This window comes from Mesocryomonas fontinalis, assembly GCF_055730125.2.
Window position 1 is genome coordinate 297,441 of record NZ_JBUZWG020000002.1, and the last position, 23,067, is coordinate 320,507.

The 23,067-nt window shown below is 65.4% G+C and carries 15 protein-coding genes; 6 read left to right on the forward strand and 9 right to left on the reverse strand.

Annotated elements, in window-relative coordinates:
* Positions 1-116: 116 nt before the first annotated feature.
* Positions 117-2,873, reverse strand: coding sequence for a DNA gyrase subunit A (gyrA, locus tag ACZL02_RS06540; protein ID WP_472938147.1), 2,757 nt, complete (start codon positions 2,871-2,873; stop codon positions 117-119).
* A gap of 692 nt (positions 2,874-3,565) precedes the next feature.
* On the opposite strand from gyrA, the gene ACZL02_RS06545 reads away from it, so the two are divergent.
* The gene (locus tag ACZL02_RS06545; protein WP_472937791.1) at positions 3,566-4,432 is read left to right on the forward strand and encodes an SMP-30/gluconolactonase/LRE family protein; all 867 of its coding nucleotides are present in this window, start codon (positions 3,566-3,568) and stop codon (positions 4,430-4,432) included.
* A gap of 122 nt (positions 4,433-4,554) precedes the next feature.
* Here the strand turns inward: ACZL02_RS06545 and ACZL02_RS06550 are convergent, their stop codons facing one another.
* Entirely contained in the window at positions 4,555-6,576 is a 2,022-nt protein-coding gene (locus tag ACZL02_RS06550; RefSeq protein ID WP_472937792.1) for a PhoX family protein, read from the reverse strand.
* A 529-nt stretch (positions 6,577-7,105) separates the two neighbouring features.
* On the opposite strand from ACZL02_RS06550, the gene ACZL02_RS06555 reads away from it, so the two are divergent.
* Positions 7,106-7,843, forward strand: a complete 738-nt coding sequence (locus ACZL02_RS06555) for a carbonic anhydrase (RefSeq protein ID WP_472937793.1) — start codon at positions 7,106-7,108, stop codon at positions 7,841-7,843.
* 76 nt (positions 7,844-7,919) lie between these two features.
* Here the strand turns inward: ACZL02_RS06555 and ACZL02_RS06560 are convergent, their stop codons facing one another.
* On the reverse strand, positions 7,920-11,282 hold the full coding sequence (locus ACZL02_RS06560) for an acyl-[ACP]--phospholipid O-acyltransferase (RefSeq protein ID WP_472938148.1): 3,363 nt from the start codon (positions 11,280-11,282) through the stop codon (positions 7,920-7,922).
* Positions 11,283-11,494: 212 nt separating this feature from the next.
* Between ACZL02_RS06560 and ACZL02_RS06565 the strand changes: the two genes are divergently transcribed.
* Entirely contained in the window at positions 11,495-12,094 is a 600-nt protein-coding gene (locus ACZL02_RS06565; protein WP_472937794.1) for a TetR/AcrR family transcriptional regulator, read from the forward strand.
* Between the two features lie 87 nt (positions 12,095-12,181).
* Here the strand turns inward: ACZL02_RS06565 and ACZL02_RS06570 are convergent, their stop codons facing one another.
* Complete coding sequence (locus ACZL02_RS06570; protein WP_472937795.1) at positions 12,182-13,444, reverse strand: alpha/beta hydrolase; 1,263 nt, start codon at positions 13,442-13,444, stop codon at positions 12,182-12,184.
* A gap of 515 nt (positions 13,445-13,959) precedes the next feature.
* Entirely contained in the window at positions 13,960-15,219 is a 1,260-nt protein-coding gene (locus tag ACZL02_RS06575) for a DUF2254 domain-containing protein (protein ID WP_472937796.1), read from the reverse strand.
* 204 nt (positions 15,220-15,423) lie between these two features.
* Here ACZL02_RS06575 and ACZL02_RS06580 point away from each other — a divergent pair, with 204 nt between their 5' ends.
* A complete protein-coding gene (locus tag ACZL02_RS06580) occupies positions 15,424-16,827 on the forward strand; it encodes a chloride channel protein (protein WP_472937797.1) in 1,404 nt (467 codons plus the stop codon).
* 297 nt (positions 16,828-17,124) lie between these two features.
* Here ACZL02_RS06580 and ACZL02_RS06585 read toward each other — a convergent pair whose 3' ends face one another.
* Entirely contained in the window at positions 17,125-17,592 is a 468-nt protein-coding gene (locus tag ACZL02_RS06585) for a MarR family winged helix-turn-helix transcriptional regulator (RefSeq protein WP_472937798.1), read from the reverse strand.
* A 146-nt stretch (positions 17,593-17,738) separates the two neighbouring features.
* Here ACZL02_RS06585 and ACZL02_RS06590 point away from each other — a divergent pair, with 146 nt between their 5' ends.
* Complete coding sequence (locus ACZL02_RS06590) at positions 17,739-18,458, forward strand: dienelactone hydrolase family protein (RefSeq protein WP_472937799.1); 720 nt, start codon at positions 17,739-17,741, stop codon at positions 18,456-18,458.
* A 163-nt stretch (positions 18,459-18,621) separates the two neighbouring features.
* Here the strand turns inward: ACZL02_RS06590 and ssb are convergent, their stop codons facing one another.
* On the reverse strand, positions 18,622-19,191 hold the full coding sequence (gene ssb / locus ACZL02_RS06595) for a single-stranded DNA-binding protein (RefSeq protein WP_472937800.1): 570 nt from the start codon (positions 19,189-19,191) through the stop codon (positions 18,622-18,624).
* A gap of 294 nt (positions 19,192-19,485) precedes the next feature.
* Between ssb and uvrA the strand changes: the two genes are divergently transcribed.
* Complete coding sequence (gene uvrA / locus ACZL02_RS06600; protein ID WP_472937801.1) at positions 19,486-22,371, forward strand: excinuclease ABC subunit UvrA; 2,886 nt, start codon at positions 19,486-19,488, stop codon at positions 22,369-22,371.
* Here the strand turns inward: uvrA and ACZL02_RS06605 are convergent, their stop codons facing one another.
* Positions 22,372-22,755: a type II toxin-antitoxin system VapC family toxin gene (locus ACZL02_RS06605; protein WP_472937802.1), complete on the reverse strand. Its 384-nt coding sequence runs from the start codon at positions 22,753-22,755 to the stop codon at positions 22,372-22,374.
* Positions 22,752-23,021, reverse strand: a complete 270-nt coding sequence (locus ACZL02_RS06610; RefSeq protein ID WP_472937803.1) for a type II toxin-antitoxin system Phd/YefM family antitoxin — start codon at positions 23,019-23,021, stop codon at positions 22,752-22,754. Before ACZL02_RS06610 ends, ACZL02_RS06605 begins: the two co-directional genes overlap by 4 nt.
* Between the last annotated feature and the right edge of the window lie 46 nt (positions 23,022-23,067).

Consider the following 23,067-nt stretch of genomic DNA (forward strand, 5'->3'; position numbering starts at 1 on the left):
TAGACCGAGACAGTCGAAGCCGCTCGAAAGGGCGGCTTTTTTCGTGACCGACGCGGCCGCCACCAGACTAGATAAGCAGCGTGGAATGGCCCGCGACAAAGCGCGGGCCATTATCATCAGTCGGTTGTATCGTCGCTCGGTAGGTCGTCACCTGGCGGGACGTCCGAGGGTGGCGGGGTCGGCAAATCGTCGGCGATAACCGCCTCGGTGTCGGCCTCATCGACGACCTCCGATCCCTGATCCGGGATGCGCTCGACGGAAACGATCCGTTCCCCGTCCGCCGTCTTGAAGATCGTGACGCCCTTGGTGGCGCGGCTGGCCATGCGGATGCCCTCGACGGGCACGCGGATCGCTTGGCCCCGGTCGGAGATCATCATCACCTGATCCCCCGTTTCGACCGGGAAGCCGGCCACGAGCTTGCCGATCTCGCCGGTGCGGGAGATGTCGGTCGCCCGGATGCCCTTGCCGCCACGCCCGCTGGTGCGGAAGTCGTAGGACGAGGAACGCTTGCCGAAGCCGAACTCGCTGAGCGTCAGGATGAACTGCTCCTGCGCGTTGAGGAAGGCGTAGCGCTCCGGCCCGACCTGGGCGGTCTGGTCGTCGGCACTGGCCTCCTCGTCCGCGGGCACCTCGTCGACAGCCACTTCGTCCGGATCCACCGCGCGGCGCATGCGCTGGTAGATCGACCGCTCGGCCGGGGTCGCGTCGACATGGCGCAGGATCGCCATCGAGATCAGTGTGTCCCCTTCCGCAAGCGCCATACCGCGGACGCCGATCGAGTTGCGCCCGGCGAAGACGCGGACGTCGGTGGCGGGGAAGCGGATGCAGAGGCCGGACGAGGCCATCAGCAGCACGTCGTCGTCTTCCGAGCAGGTGGCGACAGCAAGGATTTCGTCGCCGGCATCCTCGAGCTTCATCGCGATCTTGCCGTTGCGGTTGACCTGGATGAAGTCGGCCAGCTTGTTGCGGCGAACGGTGCCCTTGGTGGTCGCGAACATCACGTTCAGTTCGCCCGCCTGCGCCTCATCGTTCGGCAGCGGCATGATCGAGGTGATCCGCTCGTCCTTCTCGAGCGGCAGCATGTTGACCAGCGCCTTGCCGCGCGACTGCGGCGTCGTCAGCGGCAGGCGCCAGACCTTTTCCTTATAGACGATGCCGCGCGAGGAGAAGAACAGGATCGGCGTGTGGGTGTTGGCGACGAACAGCCGCGTCACCGAGTCCTCGTCGCCCTTCAGCGACATGCCGGAGCGGCCCTTGCCGCCGCGGCGCTGGGCCCGGTAGGTGGCGAGCGGCACGCGCTTGATGTAGCCGCCATGGCTGACGGTGACGACCATCTCCTCGCGCGGGATGAGGTCCTCGTCGTCCATGTCGGCCGCGCCGTCGGTGAGCTCGGTCCGCCGGGGCGTCGCGAACTCGTTGCGCACTTCCGTCATCTCTTCCTTGATGATCTCGCGCACCCGGGAGCGCGACGAGAGGATCTCGAGGTATTCCTTGATCTCCTCGCCGATCTTGTTCAGCTCGTCGGCAATCTCGTCGCGGCCGAGCGCGGTGAGGCGCTGCAGGCGAAGGTCGAGGATGGCGCGGGCCTGCGTCTCGGAGAGACGGTAGGTGTTCTCGGCGGTGATGCGGTGGCGCGGATCGTCGATGAGCCGGATCAACGGCGCAACGTCCTTCGCCTCCCAGTGCCGCTCCATCAACTGCTCGCGCGCCGTCTGCGGATCGGGCGCCTGGCGGATCAGCTTGATGATCTCGTCGATATTGGCGACGGCGATGGCGAGGCCGACGAGGACGTGCGCCCGCTCCCGCGCCTTGCGCAGCAGGAACTTGGTGCGCCGGTTCACCACTTCCTCGCGGAAGGCGATGAAGGCCGCCAGCATGTCCGGCAGCGTCATCTGCTCCGGCTTCCCGCCGTTCAAGGCCACCATGTTGGCGCCGAACGATGTCTGCAGCGGCGTGAAACGGTAGAGCTGGTTCAGCACGACGTCGGTCGTCGCATCGCGCTTCAGCTCGACGACGACGCGGTAACCGTCGCGGTCGCTTTCGTCCCGTATGTCGGAAATGCCCTCGATGCGCTTCTCGCGCACCAGCTCGGCCATCTTCTCGATCATCGAGGCCTTGTTCACCTGGTACGGCACCTCGGTGACGATGATCGCCTCGCGCTCGCCGCGGATCTGCTCGATGTGCACCTTGCCGCGCATCAGGATCGAGCCGCGTCCGGTGGAGTAGGCCGACAGGATGCCCGCGCGACCGAGCACCAGCGCGCCCGTCGGGAAGTCCGGCCCCGGTATGAACTCCATCAGCTCGTCCAGCGTGATCGCCGGATTGTCGATCATCGCCATGCAGCCGTCGATGATCTCGCCGAGATTGTGCGGCGGGATGTTGGTCGCCATGCCGACGGCGATGCCGCCGGAGCCGTTGACCAGAAGGTTCGGGAAGCGCGCGGGGAGCACGACCGGCTCCATCTCGCGGCCGTCGTAGTTCTCCTGGAAGTTGACGGTCTCCTTGTCGATGTCGGCGAGCAGCGCGTCCGACACCTTCTGCAGCCGCGCCTCGGTGTAGCGCATGGCCGCCGGCGGATCGCCGTCGATCGAGCCGAAATTGCCCTGTCCGTTGATCAGCGGCGCCCGCAGCGACCACTCCTGCGCCATGCGCACGAGGGCGTCGTAGATCGAGGCGTCGCCGTGCGGATGGAACTTGCCCATTACTTCACCGACAACACCCGCCGATTTTCTGAACGGCCGGTTCCAGACGAGACCCATCTCGTGCATGGCGTAGAGCACGCGGCGGTGCACCGGCTTCAGGCCATCGCGGACGTCCGGAAGCGCCCGGCTGACGATAACGCTCATCGCGTAATCGAGGTAGGACCGCTGCATTTCTTCGACGATGGAGATCGTATCGATGCCGCGCGGGCGTTCCGGGGGGACTGCTGCGATCTCGTCTTCTGCCAAGATTTTATCCTGATGTGTGCTTGAATCTGTTGCCGTTTATAGCGCTTCCCCTAGCCATTGGGCAAATCCGCCGCGGCGCAGCAAGGTGCTAATACTCGTGCGATTACAGCCTCTTGCTTGAGCCGGCAAAGAAACTTGCGGACAAGCGCGGCAAACGCCGGTGAATCCGGTGCTTTTGACGGTCGAATCGACGGTATTGCCCGTCCGGCAGCCCTCCAGCGCCGGTATTGCAGCGGCATCTGGCCTGAATTGCCGGGGAACCACGGGGATGTCGGCTCGGTCCACCCTTCGAGGTTACCCCTTCTGCCCGGATTTGCAGCCGCCCCGTTCGAGCTGGCGCAAGCGACGGGCACGGGGTGATGCATCCGGGCGCATCGAAAGCGCCCTGTCCCACGGCAGTCCGGACTGGGATGCGACCCTCAATTTCGCGGTGAAACCGTTGCGACAGGTGCTGGCGGGATCTTGAACGCTATCGTAATTCCGCCGAGCTTCGGTGCAGGTTGCCCCTTGCGCAAGGATCAGCCGATACCCGAGGACTGGACGGAAGATCGCCCGAATGACTAGCCGGACGTTCCGGACACCCTAATACCCCAACACCCAACGACTGGAGCTCGTCGATGCCTAGCCTTTTCAAGACCGTCCTTCTCGCCGCGCTGGTGGGCACCGCGCTGTCGGGCGCGGCGACGGCCGAGCCGATCTGGACGCTCGACGGGCTGAAGAACCCGGCCGCGGTCGAACCGGACCTCCCCGCCGGCATTCTCTACGTCACCGAGATTGCCGGCGACCGGCAAGCGAAGGACGGCCTCGGCTCGATCTCCAAGGTCTCGCCGGACGGCAAGATGCTCGAGCAAGGATGGGTGTCCGGCCTCAATGCGCCGAAGGGTATCGGACGGGTCGAGGGAACGCTCTACGTCGCCGACATCGACGAGCTGGTGGCGGTCGAGATCGAGACCGGCAAGATCACCCAGCGCTATCCGGCGCCCGGCGCTGTTGCCCTGCACGACGTGTCGACCGCCCGCGACGGACGCGTCTTCGTCTCCGATACCGCCACCAACACGATCTGGATGCTGGAGAACGGCAGCTTCAAGCCGTGGCTGCAGAGCGACGTCCTGAACTCGCCCGATGGCATCGCCGTCGATGTGGACCGCCTTCTGGTCGCAGGGCTCGGCCAGGTGCCGAAGGACGGAAAGCCCGGTGCGCCCACCCATCTCGTCGAGATTTCGTTCAGCGACAAGCAGCCGCATCCGCTCGGCGACGGCACAGCGGTCGGCTTCCTCGATGGCCTCGCGATCGTCGGTGACGGGACCTACCTGTCGACCGACACGGTCAAGGGTCCGCTCTACCGGATCTACGAGAACGGCGCAGTCGACAAGCTGATGGATTTTGCGCCCGGCGCCGCCGATCTCGCCTACGATTTTGCCAGCAAGGTGGCCTACGTGCCGTTGTCGACCGAAGGCAAGCTTGTCGCCGTCCAGCTCGAGTGATCTGCGGCCGCCGACAACGCTGCTGCCGGTCTGCCGGGAGAAAATCTGAAAAACGAGAGGCGGCGCCCGAAAGCGCCGCCACCCATCATGCACAATGCCTTGAGAGGCCTCGGGCGTCGAGGTCAGGCGATCTTGCCGCCGCCTTGCCGGGTGATGGCGAGCACCGACGGGCGTACAGGCATGTCGTCCTTGAAGTCCGGCCAGCGGGTCGACAGGTCCTCGTAGTAGGAGAGCCGGCCGAAGCCGTCCCAGTCCTCGCCTCCGTCGCCGGGATGCTGCACGGCGACGAAGGCCGTCTGCATGTCGGGCAGCAGGAGCGGGCCGCACATTTCCGCGCCCACCGGCACGCGGAAGAACAGCTTCGAGGTTCCGCGCGCGTCGCCCTCGGTATCCACCGCCCAGAGGCCGTCCGCACGTCCGGTGTCCTTCGGCGAGTTGCCGTCGGTCGAGACCCACAGCCGACCGTCGGTGTCGATCGCGCAATTGTCGGGCATGCCGAACCAGCCGTTCTTGGTGGTCTCGGTGGAGAAGGTAGCGCCGACCGCGGCAACGGACGGATCGCCGCACTTCAGGAGAACCTCCCACGTGCCCGTGGTGGCCGCGAAGTCACCCCCCTCCTCGGCGATCTCGATGATGTGGCCGAAGGCGTTCTTGGCGCGGGGATTGGCCGCGTCGACCTGGTCATCCTTGCGCTTGGTATTGTTCGTCAGCATCACGTAGACGCGGCCGGTCTTTTCGTCCGGGCCGATGTCTTCCGGGCGGTCCATCGGCGTCGCGCCAAGAAGGTCGGCGGCACGGCGGGTCTCGATCAGCACGTCGGCCTGGCTGGCGAAGCCGTTCGCCGGCGTCAGCGGACCGTCGCCATGGACGAGGGACAGCCAGGCGACCTTGCCGTCATCCTCGAACTTCGCGACGTAGAGCGTCCCCTCGTCGAGGAGATCCATGTTCGCAGCGCGATCGTCCGGATTGTACTTTCCGGCGGTGACGAACTTGTAGACGTAGTCGAAGCGCTCGTCGTCGCCGAGATAGAAGACAACGCGGCCGTCGCGGCTGACGACGTTGTCGGCGCCTTCATGCTTGAAGCGGCCGAGTGCCGTGCGCTTCTTCGGGATGGAGTTGGGGTCGTTGACGTCGACCTCGACCACCCAGCCGAAGCGGTTCGGCTCGTTCGGCTCCTTCGAGACGTCGAATCGGTCGTGGAACTTGCCCCAGGAATATGTGCCCTCGGGAATGCCGAGGCGCTTGTAGTTCGCAGCCTCGGGATGCCCCTCCGGCAACGAGCCCATGAAGTAGCCGTGGATGTTCTCCTCGGCCATGATGTAGGTGCCCCAGGGCGTCACGCCGCCGGCGCAGTTGTTGATCGTGCCGAAGACCTTGCGGCCGCTCGCATCGGCGGATGTCTGCAGGCGGTCATGGCCGGCGGCCGGACCGCTGATGGCCATCTCGGTCGTCGACATGATGCGCCGGTTGTTGGCGCCGTCCCGGACGACCTGCCATTTGCCGTCGACCTTGCGGATCTCGACCACCGTCCCGCCATGGGCCGCCATCTCGACATCGACGCGGTTCTGGTCGGGGTCGGAGATCTCGATCTTCGAAAGCGTCTGGCCCGGGTTCTTCTCATCCGGCGACTGGACGATCTTGACGATCCCGGGGAACATCAGGTGCTCGTTGGTGTACTCGTGGTTCACCACGAGATAGCCGTGCTCGGACGAGCCGTCGATCGGGATGTAGCCGACATAGTCGTTGTTGTAGCCGAACTGACGGGCTTGGGTTTCCGGCGTCTGCTTCGTCGGATCGAACTCCGGCGAATCGGCGAAGAGGCCGTCGCCCCAACGCAGGAGGATATCCGCGTCGTAGCCCTCGGCGACGTGATGGTGCGCGTCGATCCCGGCCTCGACTTCCTTGAAAGTGAAGCGGGACCCGGCGCCCTCGGCACGTGCGTCGTCGGCAGCGACCAGCGCCAGCGGGCTCACCGTCGCGGCAATCGCGGTGGCGGCCAGCGAACCGCGCAGGAAGTCGCGACGGGAAAAGCGCACCGCGATGATCTCGCCCATGGTGCGGTTCGACGTCGGATTGTGGCCTTCGCCCTCCTCCGCTTCCAGCTGGCTGGTCCGGAAGACGCCTTTCACGGTCGAATCGGTCATGGTCGAGGTCCTGTACACGGGGTGGGGACGGCTCGAAATTGATTGCCCTGCGGCATCCAGTTTTGAACCGTTCCAGGGACGCTTACGGGTGCAAGATCACAGATCGATGACAATGCGCGCCGCCGCTCGCTGCGACGGCTGCAGGTTGTCGAGCAGGCCGCCAAGGCTGGGATCACTTCGCCGACAATGACTGCAATGCTCGACACCTTGCTGTCCTTCACCGTAATTCGCATGCAACATCAGGCGATTATCAGTATTCTTTTACTCTTCCACAATCACCCTGGTTCAACTTTAGATTTATAAGGCACTATGACGCACGTAATAAAAATATATAGATCCTCTTTTCTGTCATGATTTCATACATACATTGGTCGCGCGGACCGGGCCCCTCTGATTTAGGCTTAGCCTTTCTCATGTCGGACCGCATCGAGCGCGCTCGGTGCAGTTTTATGGCCTGTTCGTAAACGCACCAAACGCGCTGGGTACCTCTCACACGCAGCAGGACTGCGTCACATTTGGAGAAACCTTGATGTGCACCGTTTCACGACGCCGATTTCTGACGGCGACGGCAGCTTCCGCCGTCGCTTTGCCGACCGCTCTTCAGGCGAGGGAAGCCGGCAATGCCGCTTCCATTCTGCCGCCGGCACCGGTCAAGGACGGCAAATCCGCACTCAACCCAGAGCAGGCGCTGCAGCTTCTCAGGGACGGTAACGACGCCTTTCTGCGTGACGAACTGGTTTTCCCGAACCGCAGCGAAACCCGCCGCCTGGAGCCTGCGAAGGGTCAGGCGCCGTTTTGTGCCTATGTCTCCTGCTCCGACAGCCGCGTACCGCCGGAACTGCTGTTTGGCCGGGGCCTCGGCGAACTGTTCATCATCCGCAATGCTGGCAATACCGTCGATACCGTCGCGATGGGCTCGATCGAGTATGCCGTGGCGGTGCTTGGCGTACCGCTGGTCGTCGTGATGGGACACGAGAGCTGCGGGGCGGTGAAGGCGGCGATGGAAGTGGTTGAGAAGAACGCCCGCTTTCCCGGACAGATCGACAACATGATCGAGCCGATCATTCCCGCGGTGCTGGAAGCCAGGGGGCAGGAAGGCGACGCGACGGAGAACGCGGTCCGCCAGAATGTCCGCCGCGTCGTCCGGACGTTGCGGGAGGAGAGCGATCCTTTGCTGCTGAAGCCGTTGAAGGAAGGACGCATCAAGATCGTCGGCGCCTACTATCACCTCGACACGGGGGTGGTGGATTTCTTCGACCAGGCGTGAAGTATCGGAGCCGCGCTGCGGGGAGCGCGGCTCCGAGACCCTCTTCGTCGCGGCGTCTGGACGCCGGTCGCTTTCGTCAGACGGCGACCTGCCGTCCCACCTCGGTGAAGTCGATCTTGCCGGTGCCGAGGAGCGGGATCTTGCCGACGACCACCTTCGACGGAGCCATCAGGTCGGAGGCATTGCGTGACTTCAGGAAGCGGGCGAATTCCAGCCGATCGGCATTCTCGGCCTCGGTGAGAAGCACGATCGCCTCGCCCTTCTTGGCGTCCTTCACCACGGCGGCCGCCGACGCGGCCCCGGGCCAGAACTCCGCCGCGAGGGCCTCGAGTGCCGCCAGCGAGACCATCTCGCCGCCGATCTTGGCGAAGCGCTTGGCGCGGCCGAGGATCTTCACGAAGCCCTCGGCATCGATGTCGACGACGTCGCCGGTATCATGCCAGCCGTCGACGAGGGTCTCCAGCACGCCCGGATTTTCCTCGCGGAGATAGCCCAGCATGACGTTGGGTCCGCGGACGTGCAGCCGGCCGCCGGTTTCCACGCCATCGACGGCCTCGAGACGATGCTCCATGCCCGGCATCAACTGGCCGACCGTGCCGGGCCGGTTGAACAGCGGCGTGTTCAGCGCCACCACCGGCGAGCATTCGGTGACGCCGTAGCCCTCCAGCAGCCGGACGTCGAACTTCTCGGACCAGACCTTGCGGGTGGACTCCTTCACCGGCTCGGCACCGGAGAAGACGTAGCGCATCGAGCGGAAGTCATAGGCGTTGGCGGTGCGGGCATAGCCGGCAAGGAAGGTGTCGGTGCCGAACATGATGGTCGAGTTCGAGTTGTAGGCGATCTCCGGCACGATCCGGTAGTGCAGCGGCGACGGGTAGAAGTAGACGGGCACGCCGTGCGTCAGCGGCAGGATGGTCGCCGCGGTGAGGCCGAAGGAGTGGAACATCGGCAGGATGTTCAGCACCTTGTCCGACCGGTCGAACGAGATGCGGGCCGCCGCCTGCGCGGCATTCGCCAGCATGTTGCGGTGACTGAGGACGACGCCTTTCGGCTTGCCTTCCGATCCCGAGGTGAAAAGGACGACCGCACCGTCGTCAGCCTTTGCCCGGCTGGCGATCCGCTTTCTGCCGAGGAAGCCGGAGAGCTTGTCGAGGAAGCCGATGCTCTCCCGGACGTCCTCGAGCCAGACGATCCTGAACTCCGCCGACAGGGCGTCGACCAGCGGCTGCAGCTTGCCTTGCTCGACGAAGGCCTTCGAGGTGAGGATGGTCTCGGCCCGGCAAGCCCGCATGCCGGAGGCGACGTTGGCGGCGCCTGCGGTGAAGTTCACCATCGCCGGCACTTTGCCGGAGCGGGTCAGCGCCAGGAAGGTCACGAGTGCGCCGATCGAGCTCGGCAGCATCAGCCCGACGGAGGACTGCTTGCCCAGCAGGGCATCGAGCTTGCGAGCGAGGACGGCGGAGGAGACCAGCAGCTTGCCGTAGGACATGCGCCCTGCCCGCGGATCCTCGGCGGCGTTCGTCGACATGCCGAACTTCCGCGCCGCATCCACCACGGCGCGTGCCACGGTGCGATCGGTGTCGGAGGAATCGACGACCGTCCGCGACATCAGCTCGTAGAGCGCCGCGCCGGCACTGGCGCGGCGGCGGGCACCGCGCAGGGCCGGGTCCACGCTGATCGTCTGCGGCTCGCCGACCGTGACGACCACCTTAGGAAAGAGCTGGCGCCGCACCTGGGTGTCCTTCATCCGCGAGAAAGGCGAGCGCTCCAACCCGTCGATCCGCACGGGGACGACGCTCGCGCCGGTCTTGTCGGCCACCATCGCCGCACCGTCATAGACCTTCATCAGGCTGCCGGTGACCGAGATCCGGCCCTCGGGAAAGATCACGACCGGATCGTCGCCCTGGATGGTCCGCACCAGCGTGCGCGTCCCCATCGGCTTCGTCGGGTCCATCGGCAGAGCGCGGGTGGCATTGAGGAACGGCTTTGCCCACCAGCGTTGGGCGATCTCGGTGTTGACGGCGAAGACCGGGTTCAGATCGGTCAGCGCAAGCGCCAGCGGTCCGTCGAGGAACGAGGTGTGGTTGGGCGCGAGGATCATGCGGTTGCCCGCCTTGGCGACGTTGTCGAGGCCGCGCACTTCCATGCGGTGGAAGACGCGGAAGTACATCGAGGCCACATCATAGAGCGGCTTCGTCGGCAGCTTGATGAACATCAGCACAGCCGCGGCGAGATTGAGCACCGCGAGGATGGCGAGGATGGCGGGAACCGACAGGCCCGCTGCCTGGCCGGCCGCGACGGCGATGCCCGCCAGTGCCATTCCGACGGCGGAGAGGATGTTGGAGCCCGCCACGGTGCGCGCCCGGCGACGGCTGTCCGACCAGGCCTGCAGAGCGGCCGCCGACGGAACGGCGACCAGCGCGCCGGAGAAGGCGATGCCGGCGAGATCGACGAGCGATCGCAGGCCACCGGCGCCCGCCAGCAGTCCCGGGGCGGCTGTGCCGTCCATGAACCAGGTGGACCAGGCGAGATCGGCCGAGAAACCGGCCATCAGGAGCGCGCCGAGCGGCACGGGAAGCAGCACCACCCGCCCCTTGACGAGGGCAGCAGCGACCGCCGAGCCGACTGCGACCGCTATGGCGAACGTCGCGATGCAAAGCGTGACGGCACTCTGCTCGCCGCCGAAGGAGTCGCGGACGAGCACGGGCAGGATGGAGAGGCAGACCGCGCCGATCGTCCAGAACCAGGCCTGCATCGCGGCGACGGTGAACAGCCGGTTGTCGAGCCGGAGCGCCGCGACCTCATGCCAGGTCGAGCGGAAGATGTTGGGGTCGAGCCGCGCCGTTAGGTCGCCAGCGCCGGTGCGCGGGATGGCGAAGCTGCACGCCCAACAGGCGATGGCGAGGACGCCGATGGCCGGCCCGACGAGGCTACGCGCCGCTTCTGTTCCCGACAGGAGGCCTGCGCCGACGGTGCCCGTCAGGATCGCGAAGAAGGTCGCGCCCTCGATCCAGGCATTGGCGCGGGGCAGGTCCTCGGGGCTGAGGTGATCGGGAAGGATGCCGTATTTGACCGGACCGAACATCGCCGAGACGACGCCGAACGCGAAGAGCGCCCCGAACATCAGCGGCAGCGAGATCAGATAGAGCCCGGCGACGGCAACCGCCGCAGCCCCGATTTCGGCAAGCTTCAGGTGGCGGGCGACCAGCGCCTTGTCGTTCCGGTCGGCGATCTGCCCGCCCAGCGCCGACAACAGCACGAAGGGCAGGATGAACACCGCGCCGGCGAGCGGCACCAGCGCAGCACCGCCCTCTCCCGCCAGGCCGAACAGGATCAGCAGCACGACGGCGTTCTTCAGGAAGTTGTCGGTGAACGCCGAGAGTAGCTGCGTGACGAAGAGCGGCAGGAACCGCCGCGAGCCGAGCAGCGAGCCCGGTATCGGCTGGGGAACCGCCGGCTGGCTCCCTGACGCCACCTCGATCGAGGCAAGGTCGTCATAGGGCTGGGTCGAAAGCGCGGACTTGATGGCGCTGATCATGGGTGCTATCCATCTTTGAGCACGGTTCATTATTGAACATTGCTCATATCTATACGAAGCGCCAGTGCGTGCAAGCGCAAAATTGAACGTCGTTCAAAAAACCAGGGTATGGCATGACGGTCGCGGAAAAACGCGAGGTGCTGCGGGTCAGGCTCGTCGATGCGGCGGTTCAGGCTGTCGAAAACGGCGGGATGTCCTTGCTGCGCGTGAAGGATGTCGCGCGGGTCGCCGGCTGCTCGCTCGGGCAGGTCTATACGTTCTTCGAGGACATCGATGCGGTGATGGTCGCCGTCAATTCGCGTACCATCGCCGAACTCGATGTCCATCTGGGTCGGAGCGCGCTGTCCCTTGGTTCGGTGACGCCGACGGGCGTGCTCGTGTCGCTGGCGCACGGGTACCTCGACTTCGCCCACACCCGCCGCCATGCCTGGGCCGCGCTGTTCGAGCGCGCCGCGGTCTCCGGCAAGGCCGCGCCCGAATGGCACCGCGCCGAGCACCTCGCCCTTGTCGCACGCATCATCGTCCCGCTCCGCGCGCTGCTGCCGTCCTGGTCCGAGGACGCCACCGCCGAACTCGCGCTGTCGATGTTCTCGATGGTGCACGGCATCGTCTCGATCGGACTGCAGGAAACCGTGGTCTCGGTCCCGCTCGCCCAGCTCGGACGCCAGCTCGAAACGGTCATCGACGCAACCTGTCGTGGCCTTGGTCGATAGGCGAGACTTGGGTCGATAAGCGAGACTTGGGGCGCCGCGCGTCCGTAAGGACGCACAAAGAACGCTCTTTGTCTTTGAATCTAGGACTCAGTTGCCGGTGACGGTCTGCAGGGAGCCGCCGAGATTGCGGCCGACATCCTCCAGCCGGGTTCCCAGGCGCTCGCGCTCGTCCCGGCTGACGATCGCGCCGGGCACGCTAACCGCCGCGCCGATGGCGGAGCCGACGCCCTGCGCCGTGCCGATGGCGGTGGCCCCGATCGTGTCGGCAAGGCTGAGGCGCGTATCCGACACCTTGTCGCCGGCGATCAGCCGCGCCCCGATGGCCTGCACAACATCGGCGCTCTCGGCGAATTTGGTGTGGTTGAGGCTGTCGCCGGCCCGGACCTGCGTCAGGTCCACGACGTCGATGCCGCGCTTGTCGAAGGCCGCCTGCACGTCGGGCTGCGTGAGGTCCACCGATCCCAGGCGCTGGACGCCGCCCGCCAACCGCCGAGAGACGAGAAGCGCCCGATCGTCTTGCGAGGTGAAGATGGTGATCCGCGCCTGTTGCGGGCCGATCTCGTCGAGCTGCTCGCGGAAGACGTCGACGTCGAGATCGGGCGAGGCGAGGACGATGTTGCGCAGCTTTTCCGGCAGCTTGCCCTGGCGGATCGCTACCTGCTGCAAGGCCTCCATCGCCAGCCAGCTGCCCATCGAATGGGCCATGATGGTGATTTCCCCGACACGGGGATCGTTGCCTGCCTGCTCGATCAGTGATTCGAGGGCACGGCGCGAGTAATTCGCGCTTTCGCGGTCGTACAGGTAGCCGAAGATGCTGCCCTTCGACGGCCAGGTGAACAGCACGGGCGCGGCGTTGACGCGGGTGTCGTGGCTGATCTGGGCGAAGCGCATGACCGCTTCCTCGTAGGTCGAGTTGAAGCCATGCACGAAGATCAGCAGTCGGCCTTTTGGCCCGGCAATGCGGCGAAACCAGTCGACCGACCCCGCCTTGTCGAGCGGCTCGACCTTCAGCGCCACGAACTCGGTGGCGGGATTGCCCGGGTTGCGCTTGGGATAGATCACCGCGCCGGGCTTGCGGACGCTGTCCGGCGGAATGGAGACGACGATGTTCTCCATGGTGAGGCCCGCGCCCCGCTCGCCTGAGAACACCACGCCCGGCACGTCGGAGCGGGCGCGCGTCGTGGCCACCAGCATGTCGACGACATGGGCCCCCGGAACCGTCGCGGCCACCGGCTGCAAGGTCGCATAAGGGCGGGACGCACAGCTCGAAAAGCTCGCGGCAAGGGCAAGCCCGACGATCAGCAGGAATCTGGGACGACGGATCGACGGAGTTTCAGCGGCACGCTGCATGGGCAAGATCTTTCGGGGCGACACGACCACCTGCCGGAACAGACGACGACGGTGGGAACGATCAGACCCTCCCTCAAAGGCATCGTTACCCGTTGCGGCAAGCCTGTGGCGATTGAATGCGATCATCCTGTGGCAGAGGGGTCGCAGCTGCAGTCACCTGCTGCGCGGCAGCACCCGGACGCAGCGTCCCGCGCTCGGAGGACTGCCCGGGTCGGGAACCTGCCGTTCCCTCCCCTCCGCATCACCGGACCGACAGGCTTCAGAACCGGTATGCGAGGGGTGGGATGCAGACGGTATGTGTCGGTATCATGGGCCCTGTCGGCTTCGAGATGGTCGAAAGACGATCAGCGCAAACGACCCGAATGTAAAGCAGTGGACAGTCGGCTTCCCCCAGCCGCTCGAGCCGCCGCCGTCACGATTTTTCTAAATGGCCCTCGGCGCGCGGTGGATGCGCTGTCCTCGCGAGAGCGTCGGCTGGTCCTGCACCATTTCAGACAAGATCGATGCCGAAGAGCCTATGGGGCGCTTCTCAATGACTTGGCGGCCTCGCGGACCGCGGCCTTATCGCTTTCGAGAGCGAGACCGGTCTCGAACCTCTCGCGTGACTGCCGGGAGTGAAGGGCGGCATGCTCGGCGAAGCCATCGGCATCGAAGCGGGACAGCGCCGCGAGTGCCTTCTGCAAACGAATGCCGATCTCCACCAGGGTGGCGCCGTCCCGTGCGATCGGAATGTAAAGATCGTCGAAGAGATCGCCGACGTCCAATCCAGGAACGAAGACTCCTGGGTGCTCCACCTTCGAATCTTCCTCGATGGGCTCCGCGAGGACAGCGAGGACGCGGACGCTTCGGCCGATAACGTCGATGGCGGTCCCTAGGTCGTTGGTCGCCGGCGAGAGAGCGCGGCTGGCGATTTCGGCCAGCACCGAAACGCCGAAGCGGGGATCCTGGTCGAAGGAGCGGACATCTCCGATCGTGAAGCAACCGCGGATCCGATCGGCGATATCGTCACCACCTAATCCCGTAAACTGTGCGATCGGCATCGTCGGGTCGACGAAGTCACCTGGAACGGCCCGCACATAGATACGCCCCGCGTCGCCCGCGAGTGTCGAGAGATCGTCCACGTCGACGTGCTGCAGGTAGCCGATTTTCGACGTCGAGACCGAAAGCGCGTCCGTCGGGATCTGGGCGGCGGGATCGACCAGCGCCTGTCCGCCGAGGAAAGGATTTCGGTGCCGATCGCGCAGCGCGGAGGCAGCAGCCTCTTCGACCCGTTGCGTCGTCTCGGTGACGCGGCCGAGGCGCGAGAGGTGGTCGATCCAGCGCAGCAACGTCGCCACGATGAAAACGTTCATCAGGATCGTCACCCCGAACAGCACGACCCGTCCGCTTTCCCCGTAGAGCCCGGTGGAGAGGGCGATGATCCCGACGAGGCTGAACAGGAAGGACCCGATGAAGGTCGCAAGGACGTTCTGGGTGGTGGTGTCCTCCATCACCAGCTTCGTCGCCCGCGGTGTGACATTGCTCGTCGCAGCCGAGTAGGCACCGACCATGGTCGACAACGAGAAGGTCGTGACGGTCAGCATGGACGAGGCGATAATGCCGAGGATGTTGTCGACGGCATTGGCGCCGATCTGGGTGGGGAGATCGCTCGGGATATACGGGCTCACGACGACCGCGACCAAGGCCGTTCCCACCGCGGCCAGCGAGAACAAGGTCGCCCGGAACCAGATACGGCGGGTGAGCTGTCGAAGCCGCCAGAGCACGCGTGACGTCATTGCGATGCTCCCGACGGTCGCGGGCCGGCGTTTCGCGTAAACGGTGAGGTCGTGACATCTGACATGGGGGATTGTCCTTCCGGCGGGAGGGATCGTCCTCGCGAACCCTGCGTGTTAGGTGGTGCACTCTCATGCGAGACGCTGACAGGGCTGCCTCGTTCCAGGCGGGCGACCGTTAATCGGCGGGGCGCTGGCCCCTTTGGAATGAACCGGATGCAAAAGCCCACCCTCTCCGGCACCCGAACCCGCCTCCGCAATACCCGGATGCTCCGCCGTTCGCGAACGGTCTGGGCGTCGCCGAAGTCATGGCGTCCCCGGCTGGTCTTCTGGGCGGGGGCTCTCGCGATCGGCATCGTCAGCGTCGCCTTCGCCTTCCTGGCGGACGAGGCGCAGCAGGCTTTTGCGTCGCTCCGCTCGACGAGCGGGTTCGGCCTCCCCGTAATGCTGCTGTTGCCGCCAGCGGGCTTTGCCCTGTCGGCCTATCTCGCCCTCACTTTTTTCCCGAACGCGCAGGGCAGCGGAATTCCCCAGGCGATCGCGGCACGTCATCTGTCGGAGGACGCTGACCGGGGCCTTCTCCTGTCGCTCCGGATCGCCGCCGGCAAGATCCTGCTGACGTTGCTCGGCCTCCTGTCGGGTGCCTCGATCGGCAGGGAGGGACCGACGGTGCAAGTGGGCGCCGCGATCATGCTCGCGGCCGGGCGCCTGGGCGGCATGGCGCAGGCCCGCGGGCTCATCCTGGCAGGATCGGCCGCCGGGATCGCGGCAGCCTTCAACACGCCGCTGGCCGGGATCGTCTTCGCCATCGAGGAGATGGGCCGGGCCTACGAGGCGCGCACCAATGGCCTGGTTTTGTCCGCCGTGGTGCTCGCGGGCCTGGCCTCGGTCGGGCTGACCGGCAACTACACCTACTTCGGTGAGAGCGAGGCTGTCGCCGCCACCCCGATGCAATGGACCCTGGTTTTTGCCTGCGGGATCGTCAGCGGAGCCCTTGGGGCCGTCTTCAGTGCCGCGGCGCTCCGCTTGCTGCGCCGGATCAAGCGGTGGTCGGTGACGGCGCCGCGTCGCCGCGCGGTGCCCGCCGCGGCTCTATGCGGCATCGTGGTCGCCCTGATCGGGATCCTGTCCAACGGCGCCACCTACGGCACGGGCTACGAGCAGGCGAGGAGTGCCATCGAAGGATCACCTCTGCCGACATGGTTCTTTGCCGAGAAATTTGCTGCCAGCCTGGTCTCGATGGTGTCAGGCATCCCCGGCGGGATCTTCGCCCCGTCGCTGGCGGTTGGCGCCGGCCTCGGCTCGACCATCGGCCTGCTCTTCGGCACCGGCTCGGGCCTTGCGGCGACGCTCGGCATGGCCGGCTATTTCGCCGGGGTCGTCCAGGCTCCGATGACGGCTTTCGTGATCATCCTCGAGATGACCGGCAACCACGACAACATCATCCCGCTAATGCTCGCATCGCTTCTCGGGTTCGGCACGGCGCGGCTCGTTTCGGGCGAGGCGCTGTATCACAGCCTGTCGCGCAACTTCGTCGCCGACGTCCTTCGGACCCGGCACGCGCAGGACTCCCAGCGAACGCATGCACCGAACACCGCGGCTCGCCTCTGAAGTCCATCGCCCCCGCGTTCGTCGCTACGTTGGCTCTAAGGGGCGGAAATATTGGAAACGAAGACCGTCACCTGGTTCGGCTCGCAGCCGCCGACTGCATTCGGAAACTTCGCTTCCGAATGCCGCGTGCACCTGGAATGGCAGATCTCCCCCGGGACCTCCCGACCCCTCCCCGTTCCTGGGCCGAACGGGCATTCGGCGTCACATGCTGGACGGAGATGGCAGCCGGAGGTCGCTTCGCGGCACTGGAACAGCCCGAGGTCCTGGCGCACGAACTCAGAGCCTTCTTTCGTCCTCTCAGGACCATTCCTCTCCGGCCCGGACGGCTGTCAGGCGATCGAGGTTCACCAGCAGGCGGCCGAGCATATCGACGAACTGCTCTTCCTCCGCCGCCGAGAAACCGTCCAAGGCCTCACGATTGCCCCGGAACAGGACTGCGATCGCTTCCGGCAGGCGTGCGAGCGCTGCCTCCGTCAGAACGATCTTCTGGCTGCGGCCGTCCGTCGGGTCGGGTGTGCGGCTGATCAGACCGTCCCTTTCCATGCGGACCAGCATCTGCGCCATCGGCGGCTGCTCGGTCCGCGCAAAGCGCGCAAGGTCGCGCTGCGTGCTGGCCTCTCCGTCCCGCAGCGCCACCAGGACCGGCAGGTGGCCGATGCCGAAGCCGAGGGGCTTCAGCCGGGCGTCGCTCAAACGCGTGAATCCGCGGGACACGAGGCTGATCAGATGCCCCGGCGTCGACAGCACCTTCCGACCATCGCTCATGCACGCTTGCCTCCGACGCATCCGTCGCCTATCAGATATATATGTACGTATGCAAAAGCCAGCCGCTGGACGGTAGCGTGGTTCATGTTCGGTTGGCTCGATACGCCTTTCCCACTGAAGGTTGACGAACTATGCCGCGCGAAGAGATGACGATCACTACCGAAGACGGTCGCTGCCCAACCTACGTCTTCACGCCTGAAGGAGGCGGCGTCCATCCCGCGATCGTCTTCTTCATGGATGCGGGCGGCATCCGTCCGGCGGTGTTTGGGATGGCGCAGCGGCTGGCGGACGCCGGCTACCTCGTGCTGCTGCCCGACCTCTTCTACCGCTACGGACCCTACGGCCCCTTCGATCCGGTGGAGGTGCTGAAGGGCGACTTCATGGCGGTGCTCGGCCCCCTGATGGCGACGACCGGAAACGCAAGGGCGGCGCAGGATACGCGCGCGCTCCTCGCCTTTCTCGATACCCGTCTAGACGTGGAAGGCAGGCACGTCGGCGCCGTCGGCTTCTGCATGGGAGGCGGCATGGCGATTGCCGCCGCCGGGACCTATCCGGACCGGTTCACCGCCGTCGCGAGCTTCCATGGCGGCAACCTCGCGACCGACGCACCGGACAGCCCACATACGTTTGCATTCCGACTGAAGGCAAAACTCTACGTCGCGGCTGCGACGCGCGATACCAGCTACCCGACGGAGATGGCCGAGCGGCTGGAGAACGCGCTGCGTGACGCTGACGTGCCCTTTCGAGCCGAGACCTATCCTGCCGCCCACGGGTGGATGAAGCCCGACTTTCCGGTCTTCGATCGGGCGGCGGCGGACCATGGCTGGCAGGAGATGCTCGCGTTCTTCGACCGCGAGCTGCGTTAGGGCGATCTTGTCCTGTCAAAGCGAATTGTCGCGTCCAGGGATGTGCGCAGTTTGCACCGCGCAGCCTATAGGCCAACGAACTCGCCGCTGACCGTCTCGGGATTGGATACTGCGATCCCAGCACTTCAGCGCTGGGATCGGCAGAAATCCAGCATCGCGGTTGTCAGAACGGAATTTCGTCGTCGAGGTCTCGCGAGGAGCCGCCGCCGCCGCCGCCACGATCCGAACCGCCACGGTCGTCCTGCCCACCGCGGTCGTAACCACCGCCGCCGCCACGGCCCGAAGAGCCTCGGCCGCCGCCGCCGCCGCCGCCGCCGCCACTGCCACCGCCGCGATCGTAGTCATCGCCGCCGCCACCGCCACCACCGCCGCTATTGTCACCGCGACCGCCGAGCATCTGCAGCTCGCCGCGGAAGCGCTGGAGCACGACCTCGGTGGTGAACTTCTTGACGCCGGCCTGGTCTTCCCACGAGCGGGTCTGCAGCTGGCCCTCGATGTAGACGGTCGAGCCCTTCTTCAGATACTGCTCGGCGACCTTCACGAGGTTCTCGTTGAAGATCACCACGTTGTGCCATTCGGTCTTCTCCTTGCGCTCGCCCGAGGACTTGTCGCGCCAGGTCTCGGATGTCGCGATACGCATGTTGACGACGGAATCGCCCGAGTTCAGCCGCCGAATTTCAGGATCGGCGCCGAGATTGCCGACCAGGATTACCTTGTTGACGCTACCCGCCATGACGTTCGTCTCCGTCCAAATCTATGCCGCCGGTGCGCGGCTTGTGCGCACGATAGAGCATTCGCCCGCATCTCGTCCGCCCCGGCAGCAACTTTCCACAGGCCCGGCACGGTAACCGGGCTTCCCATTGGTTTTATGTTCGTACTATGTTCTCGTGACAAGGTGCTTTTGCGGGATCATGTCGATTCCTTGCGGCCGCTTCTCGACATCGGGAAGATAGATTTTATTTAAGCCAATGGGCGTGCCGCAGTGCGGCAGAGACGCCCGCCCTTTCCCGATACCGAGCGGCGGACGATGCCCGAACTGAAAATGATCTCCATTCGCGGCGCCCGCGAGCACAATCTAAAGAACGTCGACATCGACATTCCCCGTGACAAGCTGATCGTGATGACCGGCCTGTCCGGCTCGGGCAAGTCGTCGCTGGCGTTCGACACGATCTATGCGGAAGGACAGCGACGCTACGTCGAGAGCCTGTCGGCCTATGCCCGGCAGTTCCTCGAGATGATGCAGAAGCCGGACGTCGACCAGATCGACGGCCTGTCGCCGGCGATCTCGATCGAGCAGAAGACGACGTCGAAGAACCCGCGCTCGACCGTCGGCACGGTCACCGAGATCTACGACTATCTCCGCCTGCTGTTTGCCCGGGTCGGCGTGCCCTACTCCCCGGCCACCGGCCTGCCGATCGAGAGCCAGACGGTCAGCCAGATGGTCGATCGCGTGTTGGCGCAGGAGGAAGGCACGCGGCTTTATCTGCTGGCGCCGATGGTGCGCGGCCGCAAGGGCGAGTTCAAGAAGGAGCTGGTCGAACTCCAGAAGAAGGGCTTTCAGCGCGTCCGCATCAATGGCGAGTTCTACGACATCGCCGATGCGCCGGAGCTCGACAAGAAGTTCAAGCACGACATCGACGTCGTGGTCGACCGCATCGTCGTGCGCGGCGACATCGGCGCGCGGCTGGCGGATTCGCTGGAGACGGCGCTCCGCCTCGCCGACGGCATCGCGGTCGCCGAGTTCGCCGAAGGCCTTGACGAGAATGGCAAGCCGAAGCAGCTGCTGTTCTCGGAAAAGTTCGCCTGCCCCGTCTCCGGTTTTACCATTTCCGAGATCGAGCCGCGGCTGTTCTCGTTCAACAACCCATTCGGCGCTTGCCCGAAATGCGACGGCCTCGGCTCGCAGAACTCGATCGACCCGAAGCTGATCGTGCCGCATGAGGGTCTGACGCTGAAGCAAGGCGCGGTGGCACCATGGGCGAAGTCGACCTCTCCTTATTACGCGCAGACGCTGGAAGGCCTCGGCCGCCAGTTCAAGTTCAAGCTCACCGACGTCTGGTCCGACATTCCTTTCGAGGGGCAGTATGCGATCCTGCAAGGTACCGGCAACACAAAGATCGAGTTCAAGTACAGCGACGGCCTGCGCGCCTACAAGACCACAAAGACCTTCGAGGGAGTGATCCCGAACCTCGAGCGGCGGTGGAAGGAGACGGACTCGGCCTGGATGCGCGAGGAGATCGAGCGCTTCATGTCGGCGACGCCTTGCCCGGCCTGCAAGGGCTACCGGCTGAAGCCCGAGGCGCTGGCGGTGAAGATCGCCGGTAAGCACGTCGGCGAGGTCACCGAACTGTCGATCCGCAATGCACTGACCTGGTTCGAAGCTCTGCCCGCCGAGCTCAACGACAAGCAGAACGAGATCGCCGTCCGCATCCTCAAGGAGATTCGCGATCGTCTGCGCTTCCTGAACGATGTCGGGCTCGACTATCTCACGCTGTCGCGCTCGTCCGGCACCCTGTCCGGCGGCGAGAGCCAGCGCATCCGACTGGCGTCGCAGATCGGCTCGGGCCTCACCGGCGTACTCTACGTGCTCGATGAGCCCTCGATCGGCTTGCACCAGCGCGACAATGCGCGGCTGTTGATCACGCTGAAGCATCTGAGGGACATCGGCAACACGGTGATCGTCGTCGAGCATGACGAGGACGCGATCCTGCAGGCAGATTTCGTCGTCGACATCGGCCCGGCCGCCGGCATCCATGGTGGCGAGATCATCGCCTACGGCACGCCCGACGACATCAAGGCGCACCCGCGCTCGACCACCGGCAAGTACCTGTCGGGCGAACTCGGCGTCGCCGTGCCGGCCAAGCGGCGCAAACCGGTCAAGGGCAAGCGACTGAAGGTCGTCGGCGCCACCGGCAACAATCTGAAGAACGTCACGGCCGAGGTGCCGCTCGGCCTCTTCACCGCCGTGACGGGCGTTTCCGGCGGCGGCAAGTCGACGTTCCTCATCGAGACGCTGTTCAAGGCGGCGGCGCGGCGCATCGGCAATGCGCGCGACGTGCCCGCCCCGCACGAGCGCATCGACGGGCTGGAACTGCTCGACAAGGTCATCGACATCGACCAGTCGCCGATCGGCCGCACGCCGCGTTCAAACCCTGCCACCTATACCGGCGCCTTCACCCCGATCCGCGACTGGTTCGCGGGACTGCCGGAGTCCAAGGCACGCGGGTACATGCCCGGGCGCTTCTCCTTCAACGTCAAGGGTGGCCGCTGCGAAGCGTGCCAGGGCGACGGCGTCATCAAGATCGAGATGCACTTCCTGCCGGACGTCTACGTCACCTGCGACGTCTGCCACGGCAAGCGCTACAACCGCGAGACGCTCGACGTCACCTTCAAGGAGAAGTCGATCGCCGACGTGCTGGACATGACGGTCGAGGAAGGCGTCGACTTCTTCGCCGCCGTCCCGGCCGTGCGCGACAAGCTGCGCTCGCTGCTCGACGTCGGCCTCGGCTACATCAAGGTCGGCCAGCAGGCGACGACGCTCTCCGGCGGCGAGGCCCAGCGTGTGAAACTCGCCAAGGAGCTGTCGCGCAAGGCGACGGGCAAGACGCTCTACATCCTCGACGAGCCGACGACCGGCCTGCACTTCCACGACGTCGCCAAGCTGCTCGAGGTGCTCCACGAGCTGGTCGACCAAGGCAACAGCGTCGTGGTGATCGAGCACAATCTCGAGGTCATCAAGACCGCCGACTGGGTGGTCGACATCGGCCCCGAGGGCGGCGACGGCGGCGGCGAGATCGTGGCCACCGGCACGCCCGAGCAGATCGCCAAGGTCGAGCGCTCCTGGACCGGCCAGTTCCTCAAGGAGCTGCTGGAACGTCGCCCTACCGTCGAGAAGCAGCAGGCGGCGGAATAGCTACCACAGCGTTTCGACGCCAAAATCGGCAAAGACCGGATCGCGGGTGACCAGAACAAGGTTCGCGGAGAGTGCCTGGGCAGCGAGCAGCCGGTCAAAGGGATCTCGGTGATGGCTGGCCAACATGCCCGCCTCGATGGCCTGGCGACAGGTCAGCGCAAGAACGGCAAAGTTCTCGCGCTGCATCGCCGGTTCGAATGTGGAGATAAAGTCCTCTATTCCGGGCCACTTACCCAGCCGGTTCTTGTTGGCCATTTCGAACGCACTCACGGCGCTGACCATCACCTGTTCCGAGGATGAGATGGCTGCACGCGCCACCACAGACAATTCGGCAGCGTCCAAAACCCACCAAGCGAGCGCATGGGTATCGAGCAAAAGCTTCACGCAGGATCAGTCGGATCGATCGGACCGTCCTCCCAAGGACGCAGTTCTGCCTCGTTCAGCGGATCGAAAAAGTCGTCGGGTACGACAAACCGTCCCCTCCACTTGCCTGGGGTTCGAATGGGCGGGGGATCCAGCGGCATGGCCACGACCTCGAGCCGCACCGCTGGGATATCAGCGCGTGCGATGATGATCTCCTCCCCGGCTTCGGCTCGGGCGACGAGGTGGTCAAGCTGGTCGCGGGCCTTCTCGATCGTCACAACGGTCATGAAGCCGACTTTACCGAATGCAACGATCTACGACAATGCAATGGGA

Bases quoted from the DNA above. Each gene is read 5' to 3' on its own strand.
- ACZL02_RS06555 (WP_472937793.1), top strand. From the start codon at position 7,106: ATGTGCACCGTTTCACGACGCCGATTTCTGACGGCGACGGCAGCTTCC.
- uvrA (WP_472937801.1), top strand. From the start codon at position 19,486: ATGCCCGAACTGAAAATGATCTCCATTCGCGGCGCCCGCGAGCACAAT.
- ACZL02_RS06610 (WP_472937803.1), bottom strand. From the start codon at position 23,021: ATGACCGTTGTGACGATCGAGAAGGCCCGCGACCAGCTTGACCACCTC.
- ACZL02_RS06545 (WP_472937791.1), top strand. From the start codon at position 3,566: ATGCCTAGCCTTTTCAAGACCGTCCTTCTCGCCGCGCTGGTGGGCACC.
- ACZL02_RS06565 (WP_472937794.1), top strand. From the start codon at position 11,495: ATGACGGTCGCGGAAAAACGCGAGGTGCTGCGGGTCAGGCTCGTCGAT.
- ACZL02_RS06590 (WP_472937799.1), top strand. From the start codon at position 17,739: ATGACGATCACTACCGAAGACGGTCGCTGCCCAACCTACGTCTTCACG.
- ssb (WP_472937800.1), bottom strand. From the start codon at position 19,191: ATGGCGGGTAGCGTCAACAAGGTAATCCTGGTCGGCAATCTCGGCGCC.
- ACZL02_RS06550 (WP_472937792.1), bottom strand. From the start codon at position 6,576: ATGACCGATTCGACCGTGAAAGGCGTCTTCCGGACCAGCCAGCTGGAA.
- ACZL02_RS06585 (WP_472937798.1), bottom strand. From the start codon at position 17,592: ATGAGCGATGGTCGGAAGGTGCTGTCGACGCCGGGGCATCTGATCAGC.
- ACZL02_RS06575 (WP_472937796.1), bottom strand. From the start codon at position 15,219: ATGACGTCACGCGTGCTCTGGCGGCTTCGACAGCTCACCCGCCGTATC.
- gyrA (WP_472938147.1), bottom strand. From the start codon at position 2,873: ATGCAGCGGTCCTACCTCGATTACGCGATGAGCGTTATCGTCAGCCGG.
- ACZL02_RS06580 (WP_472937797.1), top strand. From the start codon at position 15,424: ATGAACCGGATGCAAAAGCCCACCCTCTCCGGCACCCGAACCCGCCTC.
- ACZL02_RS06570 (WP_472937795.1), bottom strand. From the start codon at position 13,444: ATGCAGCGTGCCGCTGAAACTCCGTCGATCCGTCGTCCCAGATTCCTG.